This is a genomic window from Collinsella acetigenes, from assembly GCF_012844445.1.
GTDB classification, from domain to species: Bacteria; Actinomycetota; Coriobacteriia; order Coriobacteriales; family Coriobacteriaceae; genus Collinsella; species Collinsella acetigenes.
Window position 1 is genome coordinate 439,711 of the sequence record NZ_JABBCP010000002.1, and the last position, 16,536, is coordinate 456,246.

At 69.9% G+C, this 16,536-nt stretch carries 23 protein-coding genes; all 23 read right to left on the minus strand.

All coding sequences use genetic code 11. From position 1 onward, the window contains the following. Nucleotides 1–11: 11 nt before the first annotated feature. The gene (locus HF320_RS04985) at nucleotides 12–2,732 is read right to left on the minus strand and encodes a tape measure protein (protein WP_169277307.1); all 2,721 of its coding nucleotides are present in this window, start codon (nucleotides 2,730–2,732) and stop codon (nucleotides 12–14) included. A gap of 9 nt (nucleotides 2,733–2,741) precedes the next feature. After that, nucleotides 2,742–3,341 carry a Gp15 family bacteriophage protein gene (locus tag HF320_RS04990; RefSeq protein WP_169277308.1) on the minus strand — a complete coding sequence of 200 codons (600 nt, stop codon included), beginning with the start codon at nucleotides 3,339–3,341 and terminating at the stop codon, nucleotides 2,742–2,744. Beyond that, nucleotides 3,342–3,719 (minus strand): hypothetical protein, encoded by a 378-nt coding sequence (locus HF320_RS04995; RefSeq protein ID WP_169277309.1) that lies wholly within the window; start codon nucleotides 3,717–3,719, stop codon nucleotides 3,342–3,344. A 117-nt stretch (nucleotides 3,720–3,836) separates the two neighbouring features. Next, nucleotides 3,837–4,358, minus strand: coding sequence for a hypothetical protein (locus HF320_RS05000; RefSeq protein WP_169277310.1), 522 nt, complete (start codon nucleotides 4,356–4,358; stop codon nucleotides 3,837–3,839). Between the two features lie 16 nt (nucleotides 4,359–4,374). Continuing rightward, the gene (locus tag HF320_RS05005) at nucleotides 4,375–4,764 is read right to left on the minus strand and encodes a hypothetical protein (protein WP_169277311.1); all 390 of its coding nucleotides are present in this window, start codon (nucleotides 4,762–4,764) and stop codon (nucleotides 4,375–4,377) included. A 2-nt stretch (nucleotides 4,765–4,766) separates the two neighbouring features. Continuing rightward, nucleotides 4,767–5,141, minus strand: a complete 375-nt coding sequence (locus tag HF320_RS05010) for a minor capsid protein (RefSeq protein ID WP_169277312.1) — start codon at nucleotides 5,139–5,141, stop codon at nucleotides 4,767–4,769. Then, nucleotides 5,138–5,437, minus strand: coding sequence for a hypothetical protein (locus HF320_RS05015; RefSeq protein WP_169277313.1), 300 nt, complete (start codon nucleotides 5,435–5,437; stop codon nucleotides 5,138–5,140). The genes HF320_RS05010 and HF320_RS05015 overlap by 4 nt, the downstream gene beginning before the upstream one ends. Beyond that, complete coding sequence (locus HF320_RS05020; RefSeq protein ID WP_169277314.1) at nucleotides 5,434–5,766, minus strand: head-tail connector protein; 333 nt, start codon at nucleotides 5,764–5,766, stop codon at nucleotides 5,434–5,436. The genes HF320_RS05015 and HF320_RS05020 overlap by 4 nt, the downstream gene beginning before the upstream one ends. 1 nt (nucleotide 5,767) lies before the next feature. Next, nucleotides 5,768–6,664 (minus strand): major capsid protein, encoded by an 897-nt coding sequence (locus HF320_RS05025; RefSeq protein ID WP_169277315.1) that lies wholly within the window; start codon nucleotides 6,662–6,664, stop codon nucleotides 5,768–5,770. A 13-nt stretch (nucleotides 6,665–6,677) separates the two neighbouring features. Beyond that, complete coding sequence (locus HF320_RS05030; protein WP_169277316.1) at nucleotides 6,678–7,205, minus strand: hypothetical protein; 528 nt, start codon at nucleotides 7,203–7,205, stop codon at nucleotides 6,678–6,680. A 120-nt stretch (nucleotides 7,206–7,325) separates the two neighbouring features. Then, the gene (locus tag HF320_RS05035; RefSeq protein ID WP_169277317.1) at nucleotides 7,326–7,553 is read right to left on the minus strand and encodes a hypothetical protein; all 228 of its coding nucleotides are present in this window, start codon (nucleotides 7,551–7,553) and stop codon (nucleotides 7,326–7,328) included. Further along, nucleotides 7,513–9,150, minus strand: a complete 1,638-nt coding sequence (locus tag HF320_RS05040; RefSeq protein ID WP_169277318.1) for a phage minor capsid protein — start codon at nucleotides 9,148–9,150, stop codon at nucleotides 7,513–7,515. The genes HF320_RS05035 and HF320_RS05040 overlap by 41 nt, the downstream gene beginning before the upstream one ends. Before the next feature lie 3 nt (nucleotides 9,151–9,153). After that, nucleotides 9,154–10,572, minus strand: a complete 1,419-nt coding sequence (locus tag HF320_RS05045; protein WP_169277319.1) for a phage portal protein — start codon at nucleotides 10,570–10,572, stop codon at nucleotides 9,154–9,156. A 16-nt stretch (nucleotides 10,573–10,588) separates the two neighbouring features. Continuing rightward, nucleotides 10,589–12,139, minus strand: a complete 1,551-nt coding sequence (locus HF320_RS05050; RefSeq protein ID WP_211158953.1) for a PBSX family phage terminase large subunit — start codon at nucleotides 12,137–12,139, stop codon at nucleotides 10,589–10,591. A gap of 192 nt (nucleotides 12,140–12,331) precedes the next feature. Further along, entirely contained in the window at nucleotides 12,332–12,640 is a 309-nt protein-coding gene (locus HF320_RS05055; protein WP_169277321.1) for a hypothetical protein, read from the minus strand. Nucleotides 12,641–12,821: 181 nt separating this feature from the next. Continuing rightward, nucleotides 12,822–13,118 (minus strand): hypothetical protein, encoded by a 297-nt coding sequence (locus HF320_RS05060; RefSeq protein WP_169277322.1) that lies wholly within the window; start codon nucleotides 13,116–13,118, stop codon nucleotides 12,822–12,824. After that, entirely contained in the window at nucleotides 13,111–13,311 is a 201-nt protein-coding gene (locus tag HF320_RS05065; protein WP_169277323.1) for a hypothetical protein, read from the minus strand. The genes HF320_RS05060 and HF320_RS05065 overlap by 8 nt, the downstream gene beginning before the upstream one ends. Next, nucleotides 13,304–13,570 carry a hypothetical protein gene (locus HF320_RS05070; RefSeq protein ID WP_169277324.1) on the minus strand — a complete coding sequence of 89 codons (267 nt, stop codon included), beginning with the start codon at nucleotides 13,568–13,570 and terminating at the stop codon, nucleotides 13,304–13,306. The genes HF320_RS05065 and HF320_RS05070 overlap by 8 nt, the downstream gene beginning before the upstream one ends. Beyond that, nucleotides 13,567–14,550, minus strand: coding sequence for an HNH endonuclease signature motif containing protein (locus HF320_RS05075; protein ID WP_169277325.1), 984 nt, complete (start codon nucleotides 14,548–14,550; stop codon nucleotides 13,567–13,569). Before HF320_RS05075 ends, HF320_RS05070 begins: the two co-directional genes overlap by 4 nt. Further along, nucleotides 14,547–14,759: a hypothetical protein gene (locus HF320_RS05080; protein WP_169277326.1), complete on the minus strand. Its 213-nt coding sequence runs from the start codon at nucleotides 14,757–14,759 to the stop codon at nucleotides 14,547–14,549. The genes HF320_RS05075 and HF320_RS05080 overlap by 4 nt, the downstream gene beginning before the upstream one ends. 17 nt (nucleotides 14,760–14,776) lie before the next feature. Next, nucleotides 14,777–15,181 (minus strand): YkgJ family cysteine cluster protein, encoded by a 405-nt coding sequence (locus HF320_RS05085; RefSeq protein WP_169277327.1) that lies wholly within the window; start codon nucleotides 15,179–15,181, stop codon nucleotides 14,777–14,779. Then, nucleotides 15,181–15,633 carry a hypothetical protein gene (locus tag HF320_RS05090; protein ID WP_169277328.1) on the minus strand — a complete coding sequence of 151 codons (453 nt, stop codon included), beginning with the start codon at nucleotides 15,631–15,633 and terminating at the stop codon, nucleotides 15,181–15,183. Before HF320_RS05090 ends, HF320_RS05085 begins: the two co-directional genes overlap by 1 nt. After that, entirely contained in the window at nucleotides 15,630–16,499 is an 870-nt protein-coding gene (locus HF320_RS05095) for a hypothetical protein (RefSeq protein ID WP_169277329.1), read from the minus strand. Before HF320_RS05095 ends, HF320_RS05090 begins: the two co-directional genes overlap by 4 nt. Between the last annotated feature and the right edge of the window lie 37 nt (nucleotides 16,500–16,536).

Genomic DNA, 16,536 nt, shown 5'->3' on the forward strand with positions numbered 1-16,536 from the left:
GATGTCGGTCCTCACGCTCCGACCAGCCCCCTCACGATCTTCCCGGCCTCTCTCCTGTCGACGCTGAGCGAGACCGGTTCGCCGAGCGCCCTCTCTATCCTCTCGGCCGCCGCGTCGATGCGCCTGCCGACCTCCTCCATGAGCCTGCCCTCCGACTCGGACGAGGATGCCGACCGCGCCGACTCGGCGTACGCCGCGGAGACGCCGGGCTGGACCGGGAGCGGCACGGAGCCGAGCGTCGCCGCGGGCAGCGAGACCTTGGGCATGTATGCGAAGGCGTCGTCCACAGAGCGCCTCCAGGCGTCCGCCTCGTCGTCGATTCCCAGGGCTGCGCCGAGGGGCACCATCCTGCCGACCTCGTTGCGGAAGACCCTGGACGGCGAGTGGATGCCAAGCAGGTTCTTCGCCGCCTCCAGCGCGCTCGACGCGGCGCCCCTCGCGGCGTCGACCAGCCCGCCGACCGCCGACTGGATGCCGGAGATGAACCCATGGATCATCTGCTTTCCGACGTCGACGAGGGAGAAGCTGGAGAAGGCCTCCTTTGCCTGCCCGAGCAGGTCTCCGATGGCCCCGAGCAGGGAGCCGAGAGTCTGCGGCACAGCGTGAACGATGCCGAGGAAGAGGCTCACCGCGGCAGCCGTGATCTGGCCGATGAGCGTCGGAATGTAGGAGACGACGGACCCGATGAGCGACGCCAGGGAGGAGATCGCCGAGGGTAGCACCTGCGGCAGGGCGCGCGCGATGCCCAGGAAGAGGCTCACCGCGGCAGCGAGGACCTGGCCGATGAAGGCGGGCAGGGACGAGGTCAGCCCTCCGATCACGACGGGCAGGGCGGCGACCAGAGCGGGCAGCACCTGCGGCAGCGCCTGGGCTATGGCCAGGAAGAGGTTCCCGGCCGCCCCGAGAAGCGTCGGGGCGTTCGCCGCGAAGCTCTCGGCGAGCCCGCCGATGAGCTCCGGGGCCGACTGCGCGAGGGCCCCCGCCGTCTCGGAGAGGGCGTCGAGCAGGCCCGCGAAGAGCTGCATGGCCCCCTCGAGGAGCAGCGGGGCGCACGTGGCGAGCGTCCCGCTCAGCACGGTCGCCGCCGCCGACGCGGCCTCCACGAGGCCCGGCATGGCGGCCTCGAGGCCCTGCACCGCGGAGGAGAGCAGCCGCCCGAACGCCGAGGCGATGGCGGGCGCCTGCCCGGAGAGGGCCGCCGCGGCCTGCGGGGCGGCCTGGGCCAGAGAGCCGAACGCGGACTCGACGAGCGGGGCAAGGTTGCCGAGGGACCCGGCGAACCCGGAGAGGGCGGCGGACATGTCCACACCCATGGCCTGGCCGGCGACAGCAGCGCCGCCGAGCGCGACGGCGAGCGCGCCCACGACGACCGTCGCGACGCCGAAGCCCCTCGCCACGCTCAGGGCAACCGGGACGGACCTCTCGAAGATGCCGAGGACGGCCTGCGACGCGCCTCCGACCGTCGACATGGCGCGCGGGACCGTGCCGAAGGATTCCCTGATGCCCGAGGCGGCGGACCCGGCCACCGCCTGCGCCGCGTGCAGCGGGTCCTCCAGCCCGAGCTTTACCGCCGCCCCGGCCTCAGCGGCCCCGAACTTCAGTCCCTCGAAGGCCTTCTTCGCGCCGGCGGCGACGCTCTCGGCGGTGACGCCGCTCTCCGCGAACGCCGTCTTGGCCGCATCCAGGCCCTTCGACGCGGCACCCGCTGCGGCAGATGCCGCCCCGAGCGCATCGCCCGCCGAGCCGACGGCGCGGCCCGCCACCAGCAGGGCGGGGCCGAGGCCCGCGAGCAGCCCGACGGCGTCCACGATCGCCTGGACCTGCGAGGCGTCGAGCGACGAGATGGCGGAGGAGAGGCCCGCCACGGTCCCGGAGGCGGCGGAGAGCGCCCCCTCCAGCGCGGGCATGAGGTTCCCGACGAGGTCGCCGACGGGGTCCGCGAGGTCGGCCACGGCCGAAGCCAGCTCCTTGTAGGCGTCGGTCTTGTAGATCTCCTTGATGGTCGCCTCGGCCGCGTCGCCGAGGTTGGAAAGGGCACCCGAGAGGGTCTTCGACTGCTCGGCCATGAGGCCGCCGAAATCGCCCTCCATGCCCGCCTTGAGCGCAGCGATGCCCGTCGCGGCATCAACGCTGCCCTTCGTGACCATCTCCTGCGCGCCCGCGACGTCGGTGCCGAGGGCCTCTGCGAGGTACTTCCAGGCCGGGATGCCCTGCTCGGTGAGCTGCAGCATCTCCTCGGACATGACCTTGCTCTTCGCCTGCATCTGGCCTATCGCGCGCGTGCACGCGTCGATGCCCTCCTGGCCCGATCCGAGGGCGGCGGTGGCGTCGCCGATGGCCCTGAGCGTCGGGATGACGTCGTCGGCGGCGAAGCCGTAGGCGAGCAGCTTCTGCGTGGCGTCGGTGAGGCCGCTCATCTCGAACGGCGTCTTCTTGGCGAACTCGGTGAGGTCGGCGATCATCTGCTTGGCGCGCTCCGGGCCGAGCATGGTCGAGAAGGCGATGTCCGCCTGCTCGGCCGCACTCGCCGTAGTGAGCGCCCACTGCATCGCCTTGGCCCCGGCCGCACCGAGCGGCAGCGTGACGGCGGCGGTCAGCCCCGCGCCCCACGCCGTGAGCGAGGACGAAACGGAACTCAGCGCCGACTGGGTCTTCGCGCCGAGGCTCTCCACCTTCGCGTTGAAATCCGACGCGTCGCCGAGTATCTCGATTACGATGCTGCCCTCTGACAAGGCTCCCCCTTAGAACGCCCTCTTCGCTTCTTCGATAAGCTCAAGTTCTGTCGGGGGTAACGCCCAGAACGACGCCTGCGCCGACTTCAGCTCCCTCTCCTCCTTGGACCTCCTGCCGCGCAGCGGGGAGCGCGCGGAGACCGCCTGCGATACGAGCGCGTCGGCGGTCCTCGTGAGCGCGAGGAACAGCGCCATGAAGCGGTACCAGTGCATCTGGCACGCTGGGTCCATGATGTCGATGCCGTAGAATCGCCGGAAATCGGCGGCCACGATGGCCGCGTCGGCCCTCCAGTCGAACACGGGCCTCGGCTCGCGCCCGCTCCCGCCGCCTCCCCTTTGCCCCCTGCCGTACTGGGCCAGGGACCAGGCCGCGTCGTGCCACGAGACCGCCTCGGCCAGCGCCTCGCCAGCCGAGCGGGCGACCTTCGCCGGAAGCTCGCCTCCTCGCGCGAAGAGGCACATGAGGAGCCTTGGGCGCGCGGACGCGTCCCCGCGGTCGATCGTCTCGGCCAGGATGTTCGCGCGGAAGCCCGCGTTCACGGGGACGGGGGCGCCGCCGACCTCCACGGTCGAGGGCGCCCCCGTGAGGATCACGTCGAGCGCGTCCATCTACTCGTCGAGGGTCGCGACGCTCGCGGCGACCTCCCGGACGGCCTCCATGCTCTCCGGGGACGAGATGACCTCGGCGAGGATGCCGACGAGGTCGATGAGGCGGATGAGGTTGAGCGCGTTGTCCCCGCCCATGAGCTTCTCCGCGCCCTCCGCGCCGACGACGCTCGCGACGAGTCGCTTGCCGTCAGAGGCGAGCTTGCGGAGCCCGGCGACGTCGTCGGGACCCGTCGCAATCGCCTGCAGCTGCTCCTGCCACTCGGCGGCCAGCAGCACGAAAGTCGGGTTCCCGAGCTGGACGGAGTACTCCCCGCCGTCGATGCGGATCCTCTTCTTGGGGTTCTTTCGCAGCTCGTATGTCTTGATCTCGTCGGCCATGTTTCCTCCCAGTCGTCAGGGCCAATGTCTTGGCCATGGATTCTCCGGCCCCGGTAACGGCAAGAAAAAAGCCCCGTCCGTCCGGGCGGGGCTTCCCTGGGAGGGCCTGTTCTCGGGCTAGGCCGTCGCCGTGGCGGGCGTGAACGTGCCCTTGGTCGCGTCGAAGGTGCCGAGGTCGTAGTCGGTGGTGACGGTGAGCGTCGGGCTCATGACGATCGGGGCGATGTCGTCGCCGGAGAAGGGGTTCATGTTGAGCGTGGCCTGCGCGTGCTTGGCCACGAGCGCGGTCTGCGCGACCGCCGCGCCCTTCTCGAAGTCGTAGCCGATGGTGCGGACGTACTCGACGGACACGTCGGTCTCGTCCTCGTACTTGGCCAGCTTCTGCTGGATGCCGCCGGGCGCCATCGCGTCGATCTCGAACTCGACCGTGTCGGTGCGGCCGAGTACGTACTTCGGTTGCACCTTGCGGTCGAGGTAGGTCGGCTCGTAGGTGTTCGTGTCGCGGCTGGAGTCGGCCTTCGTGTCCTCGGTCACCTGCGTGTAGGCGGTGTCGCCCGGGAACTTGATCCAGTGCTGGATCTCGTAGATGGAAACTGGCTTGCGGGCGGTCTCCACCGTCTGCTCGTCGGGGTTGGGCATGGTCGCTGTCCTTTCTCTAGGCCATGTAGGTGAGTGAAGCGGTTAGCTGGTATACCACGCAGCCGTCGTCCTGCACGCCGTACTGCGACGGCAGGCTCGTGACCTCGTGGGTGCGGACGGGGACGCCCTCTGGCGCCTCGCCCGCGTCGATGGCGGACTGCAGGCCGCGCAGGAGGGCCAGCGCGTCCACGCGCCTGCCCTCGTCGCCCCTCGGCAGGCAGCGCAGGTACACCTCGTACCCGAAGCGCCTGATTCCGCCTCCCGAGAGGTAGCGCCGGACCCACGGCTCGCCGGGCGAGGCCTTGACCATGCAGCAGCCCGCCTTCCCGGGAAACTCCCCGTACTCGCACGGGACGCCGAGGCGCTGCGCCACGAACGCCGTCGTGCTCTTTGCGATGTCCTGCATGGTCAGATCCTCTCCTTGAGTGCCTTGTCGTACATCTGCTGCCACGCGTCGCCGCGGTCGGCGCGGGCGCGCTCGTACCAGTGGTCGCACGCCCTCGGGGCGTGCAGCGCGTTCTGGTCGGTAGCGTGGTTGTGGGCGTTGTAGTACTGCTCGCGCGCGTAGCGCGACGTGTCCGAGTCGCCGCCCCATTCCACGTAGGCGCTGCCGTCCGTGAGCCTGGTGCGGCCGGACCCCTGCAGGGCGCCCGAGTCGTAGGGGACGTACTCCCGGCAGTCGGACAGGACGTTCTCGGCGGTGATGCCGAGGGCGGCGTTGTTTGCCGCCCTCACCTTCGGCACGGCCGCCGAGACGTCCACGCTGCGGAGCCTGAGCCTCATCGCGCCGTGACCTCCGTGTGGTGGTGCGCGGAGCGCATGCTGTACGGGTCGACGCGCTCGATGGTGAGCGCCTCGTCGGGAGGCTCCGCCCCGGTGCCGACACCGACCACGAGGCAATCGCCGGGGGCCAGCTCCGGCGCCGAGAAGAAGAACGCCTTGGTCGCCCCTCCGGGGACCGGCCCGACGGCCGAGTTGGAAAGAGCCTGCGAGACCTCGACCCGGACGTTGGACCAGACGGACCGCACCCACCCGTCCGCCGCGCGGTGCCAGGTGGTCACGGTCTCCCAGCCCATCACGCCAGCCCCCTGTAGAGCAGCCCCGTCCCGGCCAGCCATGGCGATACGGCATCGAGGTCGGTCGAGGAATACCGGGACTCGTCGTAGGTGACGCTGGTGGATCCCACGGTCTCGCTCCTGACGCCGGGCTCGTCGGCGCCGCCGACACGGTCGACGACGGCGCACAGGGCGCCCTTCCACGCACGCTCGTGGGCCTCAGGGACCTCGGCCCCGGTAAGCTCGACGAGGCGGGCGCGGGCGCGCGGCAGGGCCGCGCCGAAGGCTTCCTCCTCGAGGCTCCCGCGGTAGAGGTCGCCCGAGTACTCCTCGAACGTCAGCTCGGGGGCCATGCTAGGCGGCCTTGGCGTGCAGGACGCCCGCGGCCTTCGTCGCCTTCAGCGCGATGCCGCAGACGAGCTCGCAGTCGCCGGACTTGACGGCACCGGGGGTGGACCAGTCGGGGATGGTCACGGAGACTGCGGAGCCGCCGGAGAGCGTCACGCCGTGAAGGGCGTCGAGGCCGAAGCAGCAGGCGTAGACGTCGCCGTTCGCGACGGCCCCGTCTCGCATCTCGTGGATGGCGATGCCGTTGTAGGACGGCACCTGGCGGCCGGCGGTCTCCATGGTCTGAGTGCCGAGGCCCACGGCGCGCAGGCAGGCGTTGAGCTTGACGCGCTGGGCGGAACCCATGACGAGGGCATCGGGGGTGCGCATGAGGCCGGACAGCATGGTGTCCAGCTCCTCGAGGTAGGCGAGGGCGGCGGTCTGGGTCACGACGGAGAGGTCGGTCGCGGAGGTGGACTCTGTGGAGGATCCCTTCAGCGCCTTGGCGAGGCCGTCGAAGCCGTCGGTATCGGAGGCGGTGTCGCCGGAGATGAAGGCCTGGTTGAACTTGCGGATGATCGCGTTCTTGGACTCCTCGAGGTAGAGCTCGTAGAGGTCGCTCGCGGCGTCCTTGGCCACGCGGTCCATGTTCCAGGAGTTGGAGAGGATGGCCACGCGGGTGGTCTTCTTCTCGGTCTTGGGCACGCTCGCGGCGGGCTCTGCCCCGAGGGCGCGGAAGGCGGCCACGGCCGGGGTCTTCACGCGCTTGTAGGAGTAGACGAGGTCGGAGGTGCCCGAGGCGGTCATGCAGTCGTCGAACGGCATGGCGCCGAGCAGGAACGAGTCGGTCACGACCTCGTTCGTGAAGCCCTGTACGAGCTTGTCGGTGGAGTTCGCTGCGAGCTCCGTGAGAGTGATGGCCATGTGATTTGCCTTTCTATCGGTCGGTCTGTGCGAGCGCGTCGCGGATTGACTTGCAGGGCCCGTCCGAGGTGCCGGACGCGCGGCCACCGGTACCCTTGCTGCCTCCCTGCGGCGCGAACAGGTAGGGCTTCGCCTCCTTCAGCTTGGCCACGTCCCCGTCGAAGTCGCCGAGCACCGCCCGGGCGAGGTCGCAGTCCACGCATCCGGCGGCGGCGAGCTTCGCGTCTGCCTTGGCGGCGTCCGCCTCGGCCTTGGAGTCGGATGCCTGCTTCTCGAGCGCGGCCAGGCGCGCCTCGAGATCGCTTCCGCCCTTCTCCTTCTCGGCGAGCTTGGCCTTCAGATCCGCGATGGTCTTGTCGCGGTTTGCCACGTCGCGCTCCAGCTTGTGGATGTTCGGGGTGCGGTCGTTGCCCTCTACGCCGCCGGGATCTTGGGGCTTGCCGCCCTCCTCCTGCTTCGTGTCCTGGGGCTGCGCCTCGACCGCGGGGTCTTGGGGCTTGCCGCCCTCGCTCGCGGCGCTCTGCGCGTTCTCTTCTGCCATTGAGGCTCCCTCCCTGTGCGTTCGGGGGCGATTCCCCCGCTCGGGAAGCATGTTCGCGGCGTGGTAACGGCATGAAAAAGCCCCGCTCGTGGCGGGGCTGGCGGTGCCGATGTCTGGCGGTTACTCCTCGACCTCGACGAGCAGGTCGTGAAACTTCTCTCGGTACTCTCGCACGACCTTCCGGATTGGCTCATTATACTTGTTGCTCAAGCAGTTTTTAGGCAAAGGGGGATACTTTACGTTCAGAAGCGCCGCGTGGAACTCGTCGTCGAGACGCTCGTATTCCCCGAGCCTTGACTCGGGAAGCTCATAAGTCTTCCCGTCTATAACGTATCGCCTTGAGATCATTGAGGCTCCTCATTACCAGGTGCTGGAAGTCGTCCATATCGACTTCGCTCAGGGGTATTCTCCCCATGGCATCATCATACCCTACCTTGGCGATTTTCGGACCAGCCTTCATCTCGTACCGATACCCACCGCTGCACGCCATGAGCAGCGTTATCTTGGGGTTCTCTCTAAGCGTGACGTAGTCGTCCTTGCCGAAGGAGCAGGGCTCGCCATAAAGCAGGACGTGGTTGTGCATCACGATCGCGCCGTCTAGGTCTGCCCCCTCGAGCGTCACGGAGTCCCTCGTTCCAACCGCATGGAACACGCGCCCGTCCCTCTGGATGACGACCGCGTGCTCGACCTCGAGGCCCACGATCGCCTGCAGCGTCTCGGTCACGAACTCCTCCGTCCTCACCCTGTCGTGTCTGTCGACGAACACGCCTTCGCAAAGTCGCATCTCGCCGGGAGCGACGCTGCCGAAGCCTCTTCCGAGCACCTTCTTCACGGATGCAGTCGCCCTGAGCGCCCTCGGCTGGACCGCGCCGGGCACGGCGTATGCCCGCTCTCGCCCGTAATCGCGGCGCAGCCCGTTCGCCTTGCAGTGGTCCAGCAGCCTGCCCTGAAGCTCCCCTAGGCGCACGCGGGCCGGAGTCTCGTCGACCCCGCTCGCCTCGCCTAACGCTATCTCGCGCTTGGTCGCGCGGACCTTGGCCTCGAGCCTGCGCTGCGCCTGCGTCGCGGCGTAGTACTCGTCGGAGCTGAGGCCCGTCAGCTTCTCCTGGGGACCGTAGTCGGTGTCGGGGAGCTTCGAGATGCCCTCGACGTAGGGCGTCATGGTGTGGCGGCAGTTCACGCCGCACAGGCCGCCTGCCGTGCCGTAGCCCGTCGCCTCGACCAGCGAGGGGTACGCCTTCGATGTGCCGGAGCGGCTGAACACGCGACCCTGCCAGACGGCGTGGGACGGGCGGGCGCCGTAGTGCGCCGACGTGAACACGAGGTCCGCGCCCCACTCGTCCATGCGGCGCCACAGCAGGTCGTTGCGCGCCTGGTTCGCCTGCGTCACGATATGGCGGCGCAGCGCGGCGTCGATGGGCATGCGCGTCCCGGTCCTGTAGTCGATCGTGGTGATTCCCTCGGAGGCGAGCTTGGCCACGGCCTCTTCCATGACGCGGCGGCGCGACTCTCCCGCCTCGACGCGCGTGACCGCGTCTGCGACGGCGGAGTACCACTCGCGCTCGACGCTCGACGCCAAGGACACGTTCTCGCGCCTCATGATCTCCGCCATGCCGCGCGCCGCCTCGGCGGCGACGTTCGCCGCGTAGGACGTCTCGTAGCTGCGGCCCCCGAGATAGCGCGCAAGCGATGAGACGAGCAGCTCGTCCTCGTCGGACACGGCGCTCTCCCATGCCTCGCGGCACTCGTCGGTCACCCTGTCCCGCCATTCGGCCCAGAGTCCCATGGCGCCGAGCGGCGAGAGCCTGTCGAGCAGCCTGAAGCGGTCAGGGTTCGCCACGGCGTCGGCGAGCATGCGGGCGGCGCGCTCGGTCAGCTCGGCCACGAACCGCTCCTGCGCCCCTCCGACGAGGTCGGCGGCGAGGCGGTCGTGGAAGTCCCCCATGGGCTACTCCCCGAAGTCGTCGGGGGCGGCGCCGAGGGTCTCCCCGGTGAAGGCCCGCGCCTCCTCGTCGCTCATCCCGTAGTACTTGGCCACGTAGACCCAGCGCGGGCACAGGCCGCGCGCGACGTCGTCCTTCATCGTCTCGCGCTCGGCGTCGGCGTCCTCCACTACCGAGTCGTCCCACGTCACGTCGATCTCGACGCCCTCGGGCGCCGCGCCCAGCCTCACGCCTGCCTCGGCGGAGTACGCGCCCGCGAAGAGGCGTCGCAGCGCCTCACCGACCTTGCCCTCGTGCTTGCGCAGGTTGCGATAGAGCACCGAGTTGTCGGAGACCACCTCGCGGGCGGTCTTGAGTCCGCCCTGGCGGGTGAAGCTGAAGTAGTTGGGGCCGAAGCCGCACTTGATCGAGAGCATCGACAGAGCATCGTTCATGGCCGTCTCGGACTCGTCTGCGCGGATGCCGGGGTCGTACATCGTGAGCGGGCTGGACTGGCCGACCTTGCCGGGCACCGCCTTGAACAGCTTCTGGTCGATGGTCGAGCCGAGGTCGCGCCTGCCCGTCTTGGGGTCGACCCTGATGCCCGACTCCTCGCAGATGATGCGCGGCAGGCCGAGGCGGCAGCGCCAGTACATCATGTCGAAGGTCGCGTCGACCAGCTTGATCGTGTCGACGGCGTCGTCGAAGACGGAGACCCCGAGCGGGCACAGCTCCTCGTAGGTGTTGGATATGGCGGGTCGGACGATCGCGAAGGTCGGCAGCGCCGAGCGCGTGTCAAGGTCGCCGATGACCTCGTCGCTCACGACCTCGGCGCCCTCGCGGGCCGGGTCGAAAAGCCATGTGCGGATATGGTAGGTGCCGCCCGTCTCCGCGACCGGCTCGTGCACCTGCACGCGGTCGTAGGTCACGCCGCCGACGAGGCAGCGGGAGACAAGCGCCACCGACACAGCCTCGGTGCCGTCGGTGAGCAGCGGGCACACCTTGCCCGCGTCGTAGAAGTCGATGGTCGCCTCGGCGTCGGCCCCGCGCCCGTCCTCGCCCACGCCCTCGATGCCGACCGCCCAGCAGCCGGAGCCGAGGGCGAAGGCCAGCGCGAGGTTGTCGGCCTGCTCGGAGACGAATGCGTCAGCCCGCTCGGCGAGCCAGTCGTTGACCTCCGTCTGAGGCGAGGAGATGGCGGTCTTCTCGTCCATGACAAGGCTCGCCCACTCGTCGCACACGGCGCGCGCCGGGCGGATGGAGAGGCGGCCGCCGGGGTCGGCGCCACGCCCGGTGTCGTGCCTGTCGGCGGCGTAGAAGCCGTTGGTCGTCTGGTACCAGCTCCACCACGCGCGGATGTGCGCATCCATGCTGTTGCGGGGCGCGTAGCCCTTCCTCTTCAGGAACCTCGTGGCCCAGCCGGGCACACCGGTGACCTTCTTCACTCGAAACCTCCCAGCGTCATACCATCGTCGGATCGTCTATGAGTCTCGCGACGGCGTAACGCAGGGCGTCTATGGCGTGGTTGTCGGCGTCGGGCAGCATGCCCGTGGGCTTGCCGTCCCTCGTGAGCGCGTACTGGTAGCAGGGCAGCTCGCGGGCCGCGACCTCGCAGGACGGGTCGATGACGATGGCGGCGCGGTCCTGAAGCCAGCGCACCGAGTTGCGCACGTTGTGCGCGCCCTGCTTCGGCACGGACGAGGCCTCGATGCCCTCGGCGCGGAAGTCGGCGACGCTCTTCGGCTCTGCGGAGTCGCACAGCACCTCGGCGTAGGGCTCCGCGTCCTCGACCACCTCGGGGCCGTCCTGCCCCGGCTCCCCGAGTCCGCCGCCCGCGAGGCGTGGCCTAGACATGCGGTCGGCAACCATGCGCGCGCTCTCGGCGTTCGACAGGCCCGCGCCGCTGATCTCGTCGAGCACGTAGAGCGTGCGCGTCGAGCGCACGTACCCGGCCTTGACCCAGACGAACGGGTCGGTCGAGAAGCCCCAGTCGACGCCGTAGAGGTGGTACTCGATAGAGCGGCGCTCCTCGTCGGTGACGGAGCGCACCTCCGCGCGCCTGAAGACCTCCGCGCCGTAGCCGGTTGGCACGCCGCCCCACTCGTGCTCCCAGCTCTCGGGATCGAGCTCGCGCAGCGCCTCGGCGTCGCGGTAGACCTGTTCCGGGACCCACTCGCGCGGCATGTCGAGGTAGGTCGTCGAGATGACCGCCGCGGGGTCCGCCGCCTCGACCTCGGCCACGTGGCCGTTCACCCATGCGTCGCGCGAGCGCGGCGGGTTGTAGTCGAAGAAGCGGAAGTAGACGGCGCCCTCGGGGGCGTCGCGGGTCACCGACTGCAGGACGGTGCGCACCTCGCGCATGCCCCCGAACTGGTCGACCTCCGATATCCACTGGTAGGCGTAGTAGGTGCCGCCCGGAGCCTTGATCGCCTTGGTCTTGTCGGTGCGGTCGCCGCCCTTGAACGTCACGACCTGCCCCGTCGATGGGCGCGCGAGCCTGCACGGCCGCTTCGTGGCGGCCCACTCGGCCTCGCAGCCGAGCCTGCGGAACGCCCACAGCATCTGCTCGAAGACGCCGCCCTCGATGTCGTTGCCGATCTTTGGCATGACGAACGCCGAGCGCTCGGGATGGCGCATGAGGCCGTAGGCGATCTCCAGCGAGATGACAGAGGACTTGCCCGAGAAGCGGCCGCCGTGCAGCCAGCGCTCAAGCCCCTCGTCCCTCTCGACGGCGCGGTGGAGCGCGACGTAGGGCGGTGCGAGCAGCATGCCGAAGTCTCGGCAGAACGGGGCGTCCTCGCGCCTCTCGGCGAGCCTGCCGCGTTCATCGAGCTCTGCCACGAAGCGGGCCGACTGGGCGTTGCCGCCCTGGGCGGACGCTATCTGGCCTGCCACGACGGCGGCGGCCACGGTCGCGTCCTCGTCGGCGAGGTCGGGGGCCACGGCGGCGATGACCTCGCGGCTCTCCCCCTTGGCGCCAGATGCCAGGATGGCTGTCGCGACGGCGGCCATGTCGCGCTTCCGGCGCCGCGCCTCCCCGGAGGCTATGCCTCCCCTGCGCCCGAGCTCCCTCGCTTCCTCCGCGGTTCGGACCGGCTTCAGGTTCGCGCATGCGGCGGCGGGGGCCGCGCCCCTCTCGGCCCGGCCCCTCGTCTTGCGCGCTCTGTTCGTCCTCTTTCCCATGCCTGGATGGTCAGCCCGGCGTCACTTGTGGCGGCTTTTCCATCTCGCCTGGCGCTGCGCGTTGTCGACCCTGGCCATGCGCTCGCCGTTGCGCGCGATGTAGGCCCGCTCGTCGAGCGTGCACTGGCGGCACAGGCCCCACCGCTTGCCGTCGCGGCTCTCGGACCACACCGGGTGCGCGCCGCACCTCTGGCACAGCGGGACCTTCCACTTGGGCGCGAAGCGGCCGTAGCGCTGCCTCGCGTGCCTCACCGAGGACGTGGAGACGCCGAGCATCGCGGCGATCTCCCCCGCCGTCCTCTCGGGGGCCGCCTGCATCCGGCGCACCATGTCCTCGGTCCAGAGGACGTATCCCCTCCGAGGCGCGCCCCAGCCCTTGTCTCCGAAAAGATGTGTAGATTCTGTAGATGGGCCAAAAGGCCCATCTCCGCCGTGGCCGATTCCGCGCAAGCGCACCCCCGAACGCACCGAGGGGCGGGCTCTCATGGGTCCGCCCCGACTGTTGACCTCCCTATCGGACGCAGAGCGCGGAGTACCTCCGGCACGCGTCGTCCTGCATGTCCCTGTAGTTGTCGACGATCCAGCCGAGCGCCCACTCGGCGGACTCGCGCGGCGCGAGCGGCTCCCGCGCCTGCTGCTCCTCGAAGGCCTCCTCGAATTCCAGCCCGCATATCCCGTAGTCGCAGCAGCCCTCCAGCAGGTGGCGGCAGTCCCCGCACGTCGGCACCCTGCCGAACTCCCGGTCGATGTCCTCGTCCCTGCAGCCTGGCGGGAGGTTCCGCCCGCTCGCCGGCTCGTAGCTAGTCATCGTCGAACCTCCTTCCGCATACGGGGCAGAAGACGACGTCCGCCCCCAGCAGGTCGCTGAACGCCGAGTACTCGTAGACCACCCCGTTGAACCCGCACTCGGAGCACCTCACGGAACCGGGGCGCCGCCGGAGCTCGCCCGTGAACGGGTCGACCTTCTTCGTCACGAGGTTTCGCGCGGTGCCTTCACTCATCGTCGAGCACCCCCATGATCCCCTCGGCGATGACCCTCGCGGTCTCCCTGGCCACCTCGGTGGCGTTCTCGGTGAGGCCAACGCGGTAGGCCCTGCGCACCATGTCCTCGCATGCGCACTGCATGGCCGTGTCGTCGCACCCACGGGCCACACGGCGCTCCCTCAGGTAGTCGTGTGCGCGCTCCTGGGGCTTCCTCTCGTCGAAACGGAACACCGCCGCGCAGTCGGCGACGACGTCGTCTATGCTCTCCTCCATCATCTCTCCTTCCTAAGCGACTTCTGGAGCCTCCAGCTCCACTTCGGCGCTGCCGCGATGCACTCTGGGCAGCGCCACTGGTTGCTCTGCGTCGCGCCGAACCTCTTCCCGCAGACCTTGCACACGCGGGTCTCCTTGACGCTTCTGGTCCCGCGCGCCTTGCGGCCCCTCGCCACGCATTCCGGGCAGGTGACGGCGCAGCGCCTCCCCCTCGCGAACCTGCTTTCGGCGGGCGGGACGAAGGTCTTGCCGCACACCTGGCACGTGCGCGGCACGCTCGCCTCGGCGGTCGCGATGGCCGCGTTCAGCTCGCACCACGCGAGGGCCGCCTCCAGGCTCTCCCGGTCGTGCCACTCCGGCGCGTCCCGGGAGTTGAGCCGGGCGATCATGCGGTGCGGCACGGCGACGAGGTTGTCCGGCGAGAGGTTCGCGGGGTCCCCGTCGGCCCGCAGCACGTCGTACCCCTCCGGTACGGGCCCGTGGACGGCCTCCCAGGCGAGCACGTGCTTCGCCCGCCAGTTGTCCTTCGTGCCCGGGACCTCCGGCCTCTCGGCCACCTTGACGAGGACGTAGCCCTTGCCCGTGTCCCGCTCGGTGCCGACGGGGGCGAGGGCGCCGCCGTAGGACCTCTTGGTCTGCCTGCCGCGCGCGGAGCGCCAGGCGCATATCTGCTGCCTGGCGAGCGGGAAGCCGAAGCGCTCGGCGAAGGCGGCGGAGAGCGACATGAGGGACTGCCCCTCGTCGTGCTCCCCCATCCACGCGTCCATCTCCGGCTCGCTCGACCACCTCACGGTCCTGGCGGCCCGGTCGGGCAGGTCGCGCGGGACCTTGCGCAGGCCGAGGCCGCTGGCCTTCTGGGCCATCGCCTCCTCGCTCACCTGCCTTCCGAACCTCCACGCGAAATGGCGGCACAGGACGCGGGTGCGCTCGTACGGGTAGCGCTCGCGCAGCCACGCCTCCTGCTCCTCCGTCCAGCGCCTCATTCGCCCAGCAGCCCCTTCGGCAGCTTCACGGCCTCGCCCGCGGCCACCCCCGCCTTGGCCACGTCGAGCACGAGGCGGCCGTTCTCGATGACCTTGCCCGCCACCTGCTGCACCGCCTTGCTGCGGGCGATCTCGGCCCGCATCGCCTCGGCGTCCGTCCTGTCGACCGACTCCAGGCGGTCCAGCTGCCTGAAAAGGATCTCGTTCACGCCGGCTATCCCTCGGTTCATCCCCGGTCTCCTTCCGTCTTCTCCCATATCGATTCCGCGAATTCCCTCATGTCCACGGGGACGGCGCGGTCCGCCCCCGTGAAGCCGTCCAGCTCGCCCCTCGCGTGGAGGTCGCAGCGGTACGCGCGGCACACCTCCGGCCTCGCCTCGTAGACCGAGCACTCGCGCCCGTCCGTGAGGTAGGGGCACGTGAGGTCGAGCCGCGCCCAGGGGGCGTGCGCCGCGACGCCGTGCCGCCTCACGTAGGCCCTGAGCCTCGCCCGGTCGAGCAGGGACATCGGCAGGAACCGCGAGCAGCACTCGCCGCACCCCCTGCAGTCCCCGGTGTAGAGGTCGGTCACCTGCTGCTCGACCATGAGCCGCGCATGCAGCGCTGCGGCCTCAGCCAGCTCGCCGCCCATCACATCGCCTCCCTGAACATCTCGTTGCCGTCGCGGTCCGTGACCAGCCAGCGGCCGTACTCGTACAGGCCCGGGTGGTGCGGGCCGTATTCCCGGAGAAGCTCCCCGGACCACCACGCCTCCTCGTAGACGGAGGAGCGCCAGGACCACTCGGCGCGAAGGCCGCCGTCGTGGAAGCCTCCGTGGCATCCGGTGGTGCCGCTGCCGCACAGGGCGAACAGCGGGCTGCGCAGCTCCCAGGTCCCGTTCGGCGTGACGAGCCGGAAGGACCTCCCCCACGAGCGCCGCGCGACGTGGTGGCAGCTCCCGGCCCTCCTGCCGCAGACGGCGCACCTCTGCTGCAGGGCCTCGTAGGAGGCGCCCCGCGTGTACCTCGCCCCCAGGTGCGGCTTGCCGTACAGCTCGGCGCGCTCCTTGGACCAGCCCCTGAGGGCACCCGCGTCGACCGTCATCGGGGCCTCCTCTCGCACGCGGCGCGTGCGGCTAGCAGCCTCTGCGCGTCCTGGTACAGCCCGAACTGGTCCCTGCTCGCGGTAGTGCCCCGCGGGGCCTCGACCTTGGCCGGGTCGATGCCCGGGTGCTCGGACGCCCACCGGCGCTCCTGCTCGGCCAGCGCCTCCTCGGGCGTCCTGGTCGGCCTGAACGTCGCGGCCTCGACCTCCGAGGCGGTGGGCTTGCCGCGGCTCCGGGCCTCGGCGTCGAGCTCGCGCTGGCGGCGGTGCCACTGCCGGGCCTGCGGCCGCCAGTCCGAGATCGGCATGCCGTTGGACTTGCGCCAGCCCTGCGACGCGTAGAAGTCGAAGAACGCTTGCGGGTCGCCGTTCAGGCAGTTGGCCCCGAAGTACGCGGAGACCTCCTCGGCGGTCGGCGGCTCGAAGCCCCCGGGCGCGGCGCACGCGTCCGCACTGCCCTGCACTGGAATGGCCTGGCTTGGTATGGACTGGTATGGATTGGTATATAAGGAGGGGTTTTCAGGTTCCGAAACCCCCGTTTCGGCAGTTTCCAAAACCCCGAAACCCCCGTTTCCGTTTTCCGAAACCCCCGTTTCAGAGGTTTCCGTATCCTCCGAAACCCCCGTTTCGACCTTGGAGTCCTTGCGCGGCCTGCCGCCCTTGTTCTTGTTGCGCGCGGCGAGGCTGTTGTCGATGTCCTCGCGCAGGCTCTCGAAGACGGCGCTGAGCGCCCAGTCCGTGAACTCCGGCTCGACGCCGTTGGTGCCGTGCTGGACGATCGCCCAGCACAGCTCGCCGCGCGGCCCCTCCGGCACGCGCTCGAGGGCTGCCGTGAGCTTCGGGAACCATGTGAACTTGCTTGCCATCAGAACCACCCCCAGAGAGGCGACGAGAAGAACAGGA

Excerpts from the sequence above, each read along its gene's own strand:
- HF320_RS04990 (WP_169277308.1), bottom strand. The coding sequence starts at position 3,341 with ATGGACGCGCTCGACGTGATCCTCACGGGGGCGCCCTCGACCGTGGAG.
- HF320_RS04995 (WP_169277309.1), bottom strand. The coding sequence starts at position 3,719 with ATGGCCGACGAGATCAAGACATACGAGCTGCGAAAGAACCCCAAGAAG.
- HF320_RS05000 (WP_169277310.1), bottom strand. The coding sequence starts at position 4,358 with ATGCCCAACCCCGACGAGCAGACGGTGGAGACCGCCCGCAAGCCAGTT.
- HF320_RS05005 (WP_169277311.1), bottom strand. The coding sequence starts at position 4,764 with ATGCAGGACATCGCAAAGAGCACGACGGCGTTCGTGGCGCAGCGCCTC.
- HF320_RS05010 (WP_169277312.1), bottom strand. The coding sequence starts at position 5,141 with ATGAGGCTCAGGCTCCGCAGCGTGGACGTCTCGGCGGCCGTGCCGAAG.
- HF320_RS05020 (WP_169277314.1), bottom strand. The coding sequence starts at position 5,766 with ATGGCCCCCGAGCTGACGTTCGAGGAGTACTCGGGCGACCTCTACCGC.
- HF320_RS05025 (WP_169277315.1), bottom strand. The coding sequence starts at position 6,664 with ATGGCCATCACTCTCACGGAGCTCGCAGCGAACTCCACCGACAAGCTC.
- HF320_RS05030 (WP_169277316.1), bottom strand. The coding sequence starts at position 7,205 with ATGGCAGAAGAGAACGCGCAGAGCGCCGCGAGCGAGGGCGGCAAGCCC.
- HF320_RS05035 (WP_169277317.1), bottom strand. The coding sequence starts at position 7,553 with ATGATCTCAAGGCGATACGTTATAGACGGGAAGACTTATGAGCTTCCC.
- HF320_RS05040 (WP_169277318.1), bottom strand. The coding sequence starts at position 9,150 with ATGGGGGACTTCCACGACCGCCTCGCCGCCGACCTCGTCGGAGGGGCG.
- HF320_RS05050 (WP_211158953.1), bottom strand. The coding sequence starts at position 12,139 with ATGGCCGCCGTCGCGACAGCCATCCTGGCATCTGGCGCCAAGGGGGAG.
- HF320_RS05055 (WP_169277321.1), bottom strand. The coding sequence starts at position 12,640 with ATGGTGCGCCGGATGCAGGCGGCCCCCGAGAGGACGGCGGGGGAGATC.
- HF320_RS05060 (WP_169277322.1), bottom strand. The coding sequence starts at position 13,118 with ATGACTAGCTACGAGCCGGCGAGCGGGCGGAACCTCCCGCCAGGCTGC.
- HF320_RS05065 (WP_169277323.1), bottom strand. The coding sequence starts at position 13,311 with ATGAGTGAAGGCACCGCGCGAAACCTCGTGACGAAGAAGGTCGACCCG.
- HF320_RS05070 (WP_169277324.1), bottom strand. The coding sequence starts at position 13,570 with ATGATGGAGGAGAGCATAGACGACGTCGTCGCCGACTGCGCGGCGGTG.
- HF320_RS05075 (WP_169277325.1), bottom strand. The coding sequence starts at position 14,550 with ATGAGGCGCTGGACGGAGGAGCAGGAGGCGTGGCTGCGCGAGCGCTAC.
- HF320_RS05085 (WP_169277327.1), bottom strand. The coding sequence starts at position 15,181 with ATGGGCGGCGAGCTGGCTGAGGCCGCAGCGCTGCATGCGCGGCTCATG.
- HF320_RS05090 (WP_169277328.1), bottom strand. The coding sequence starts at position 15,633 with ATGACGGTCGACGCGGGTGCCCTCAGGGGCTGGTCCAAGGAGCGCGCC.
- HF320_RS05095 (WP_169277329.1), bottom strand. The coding sequence starts at position 16,499 with ATGGCAAGCAAGTTCACATGGTTCCCGAAGCTCACGGCAGCCCTCGAG.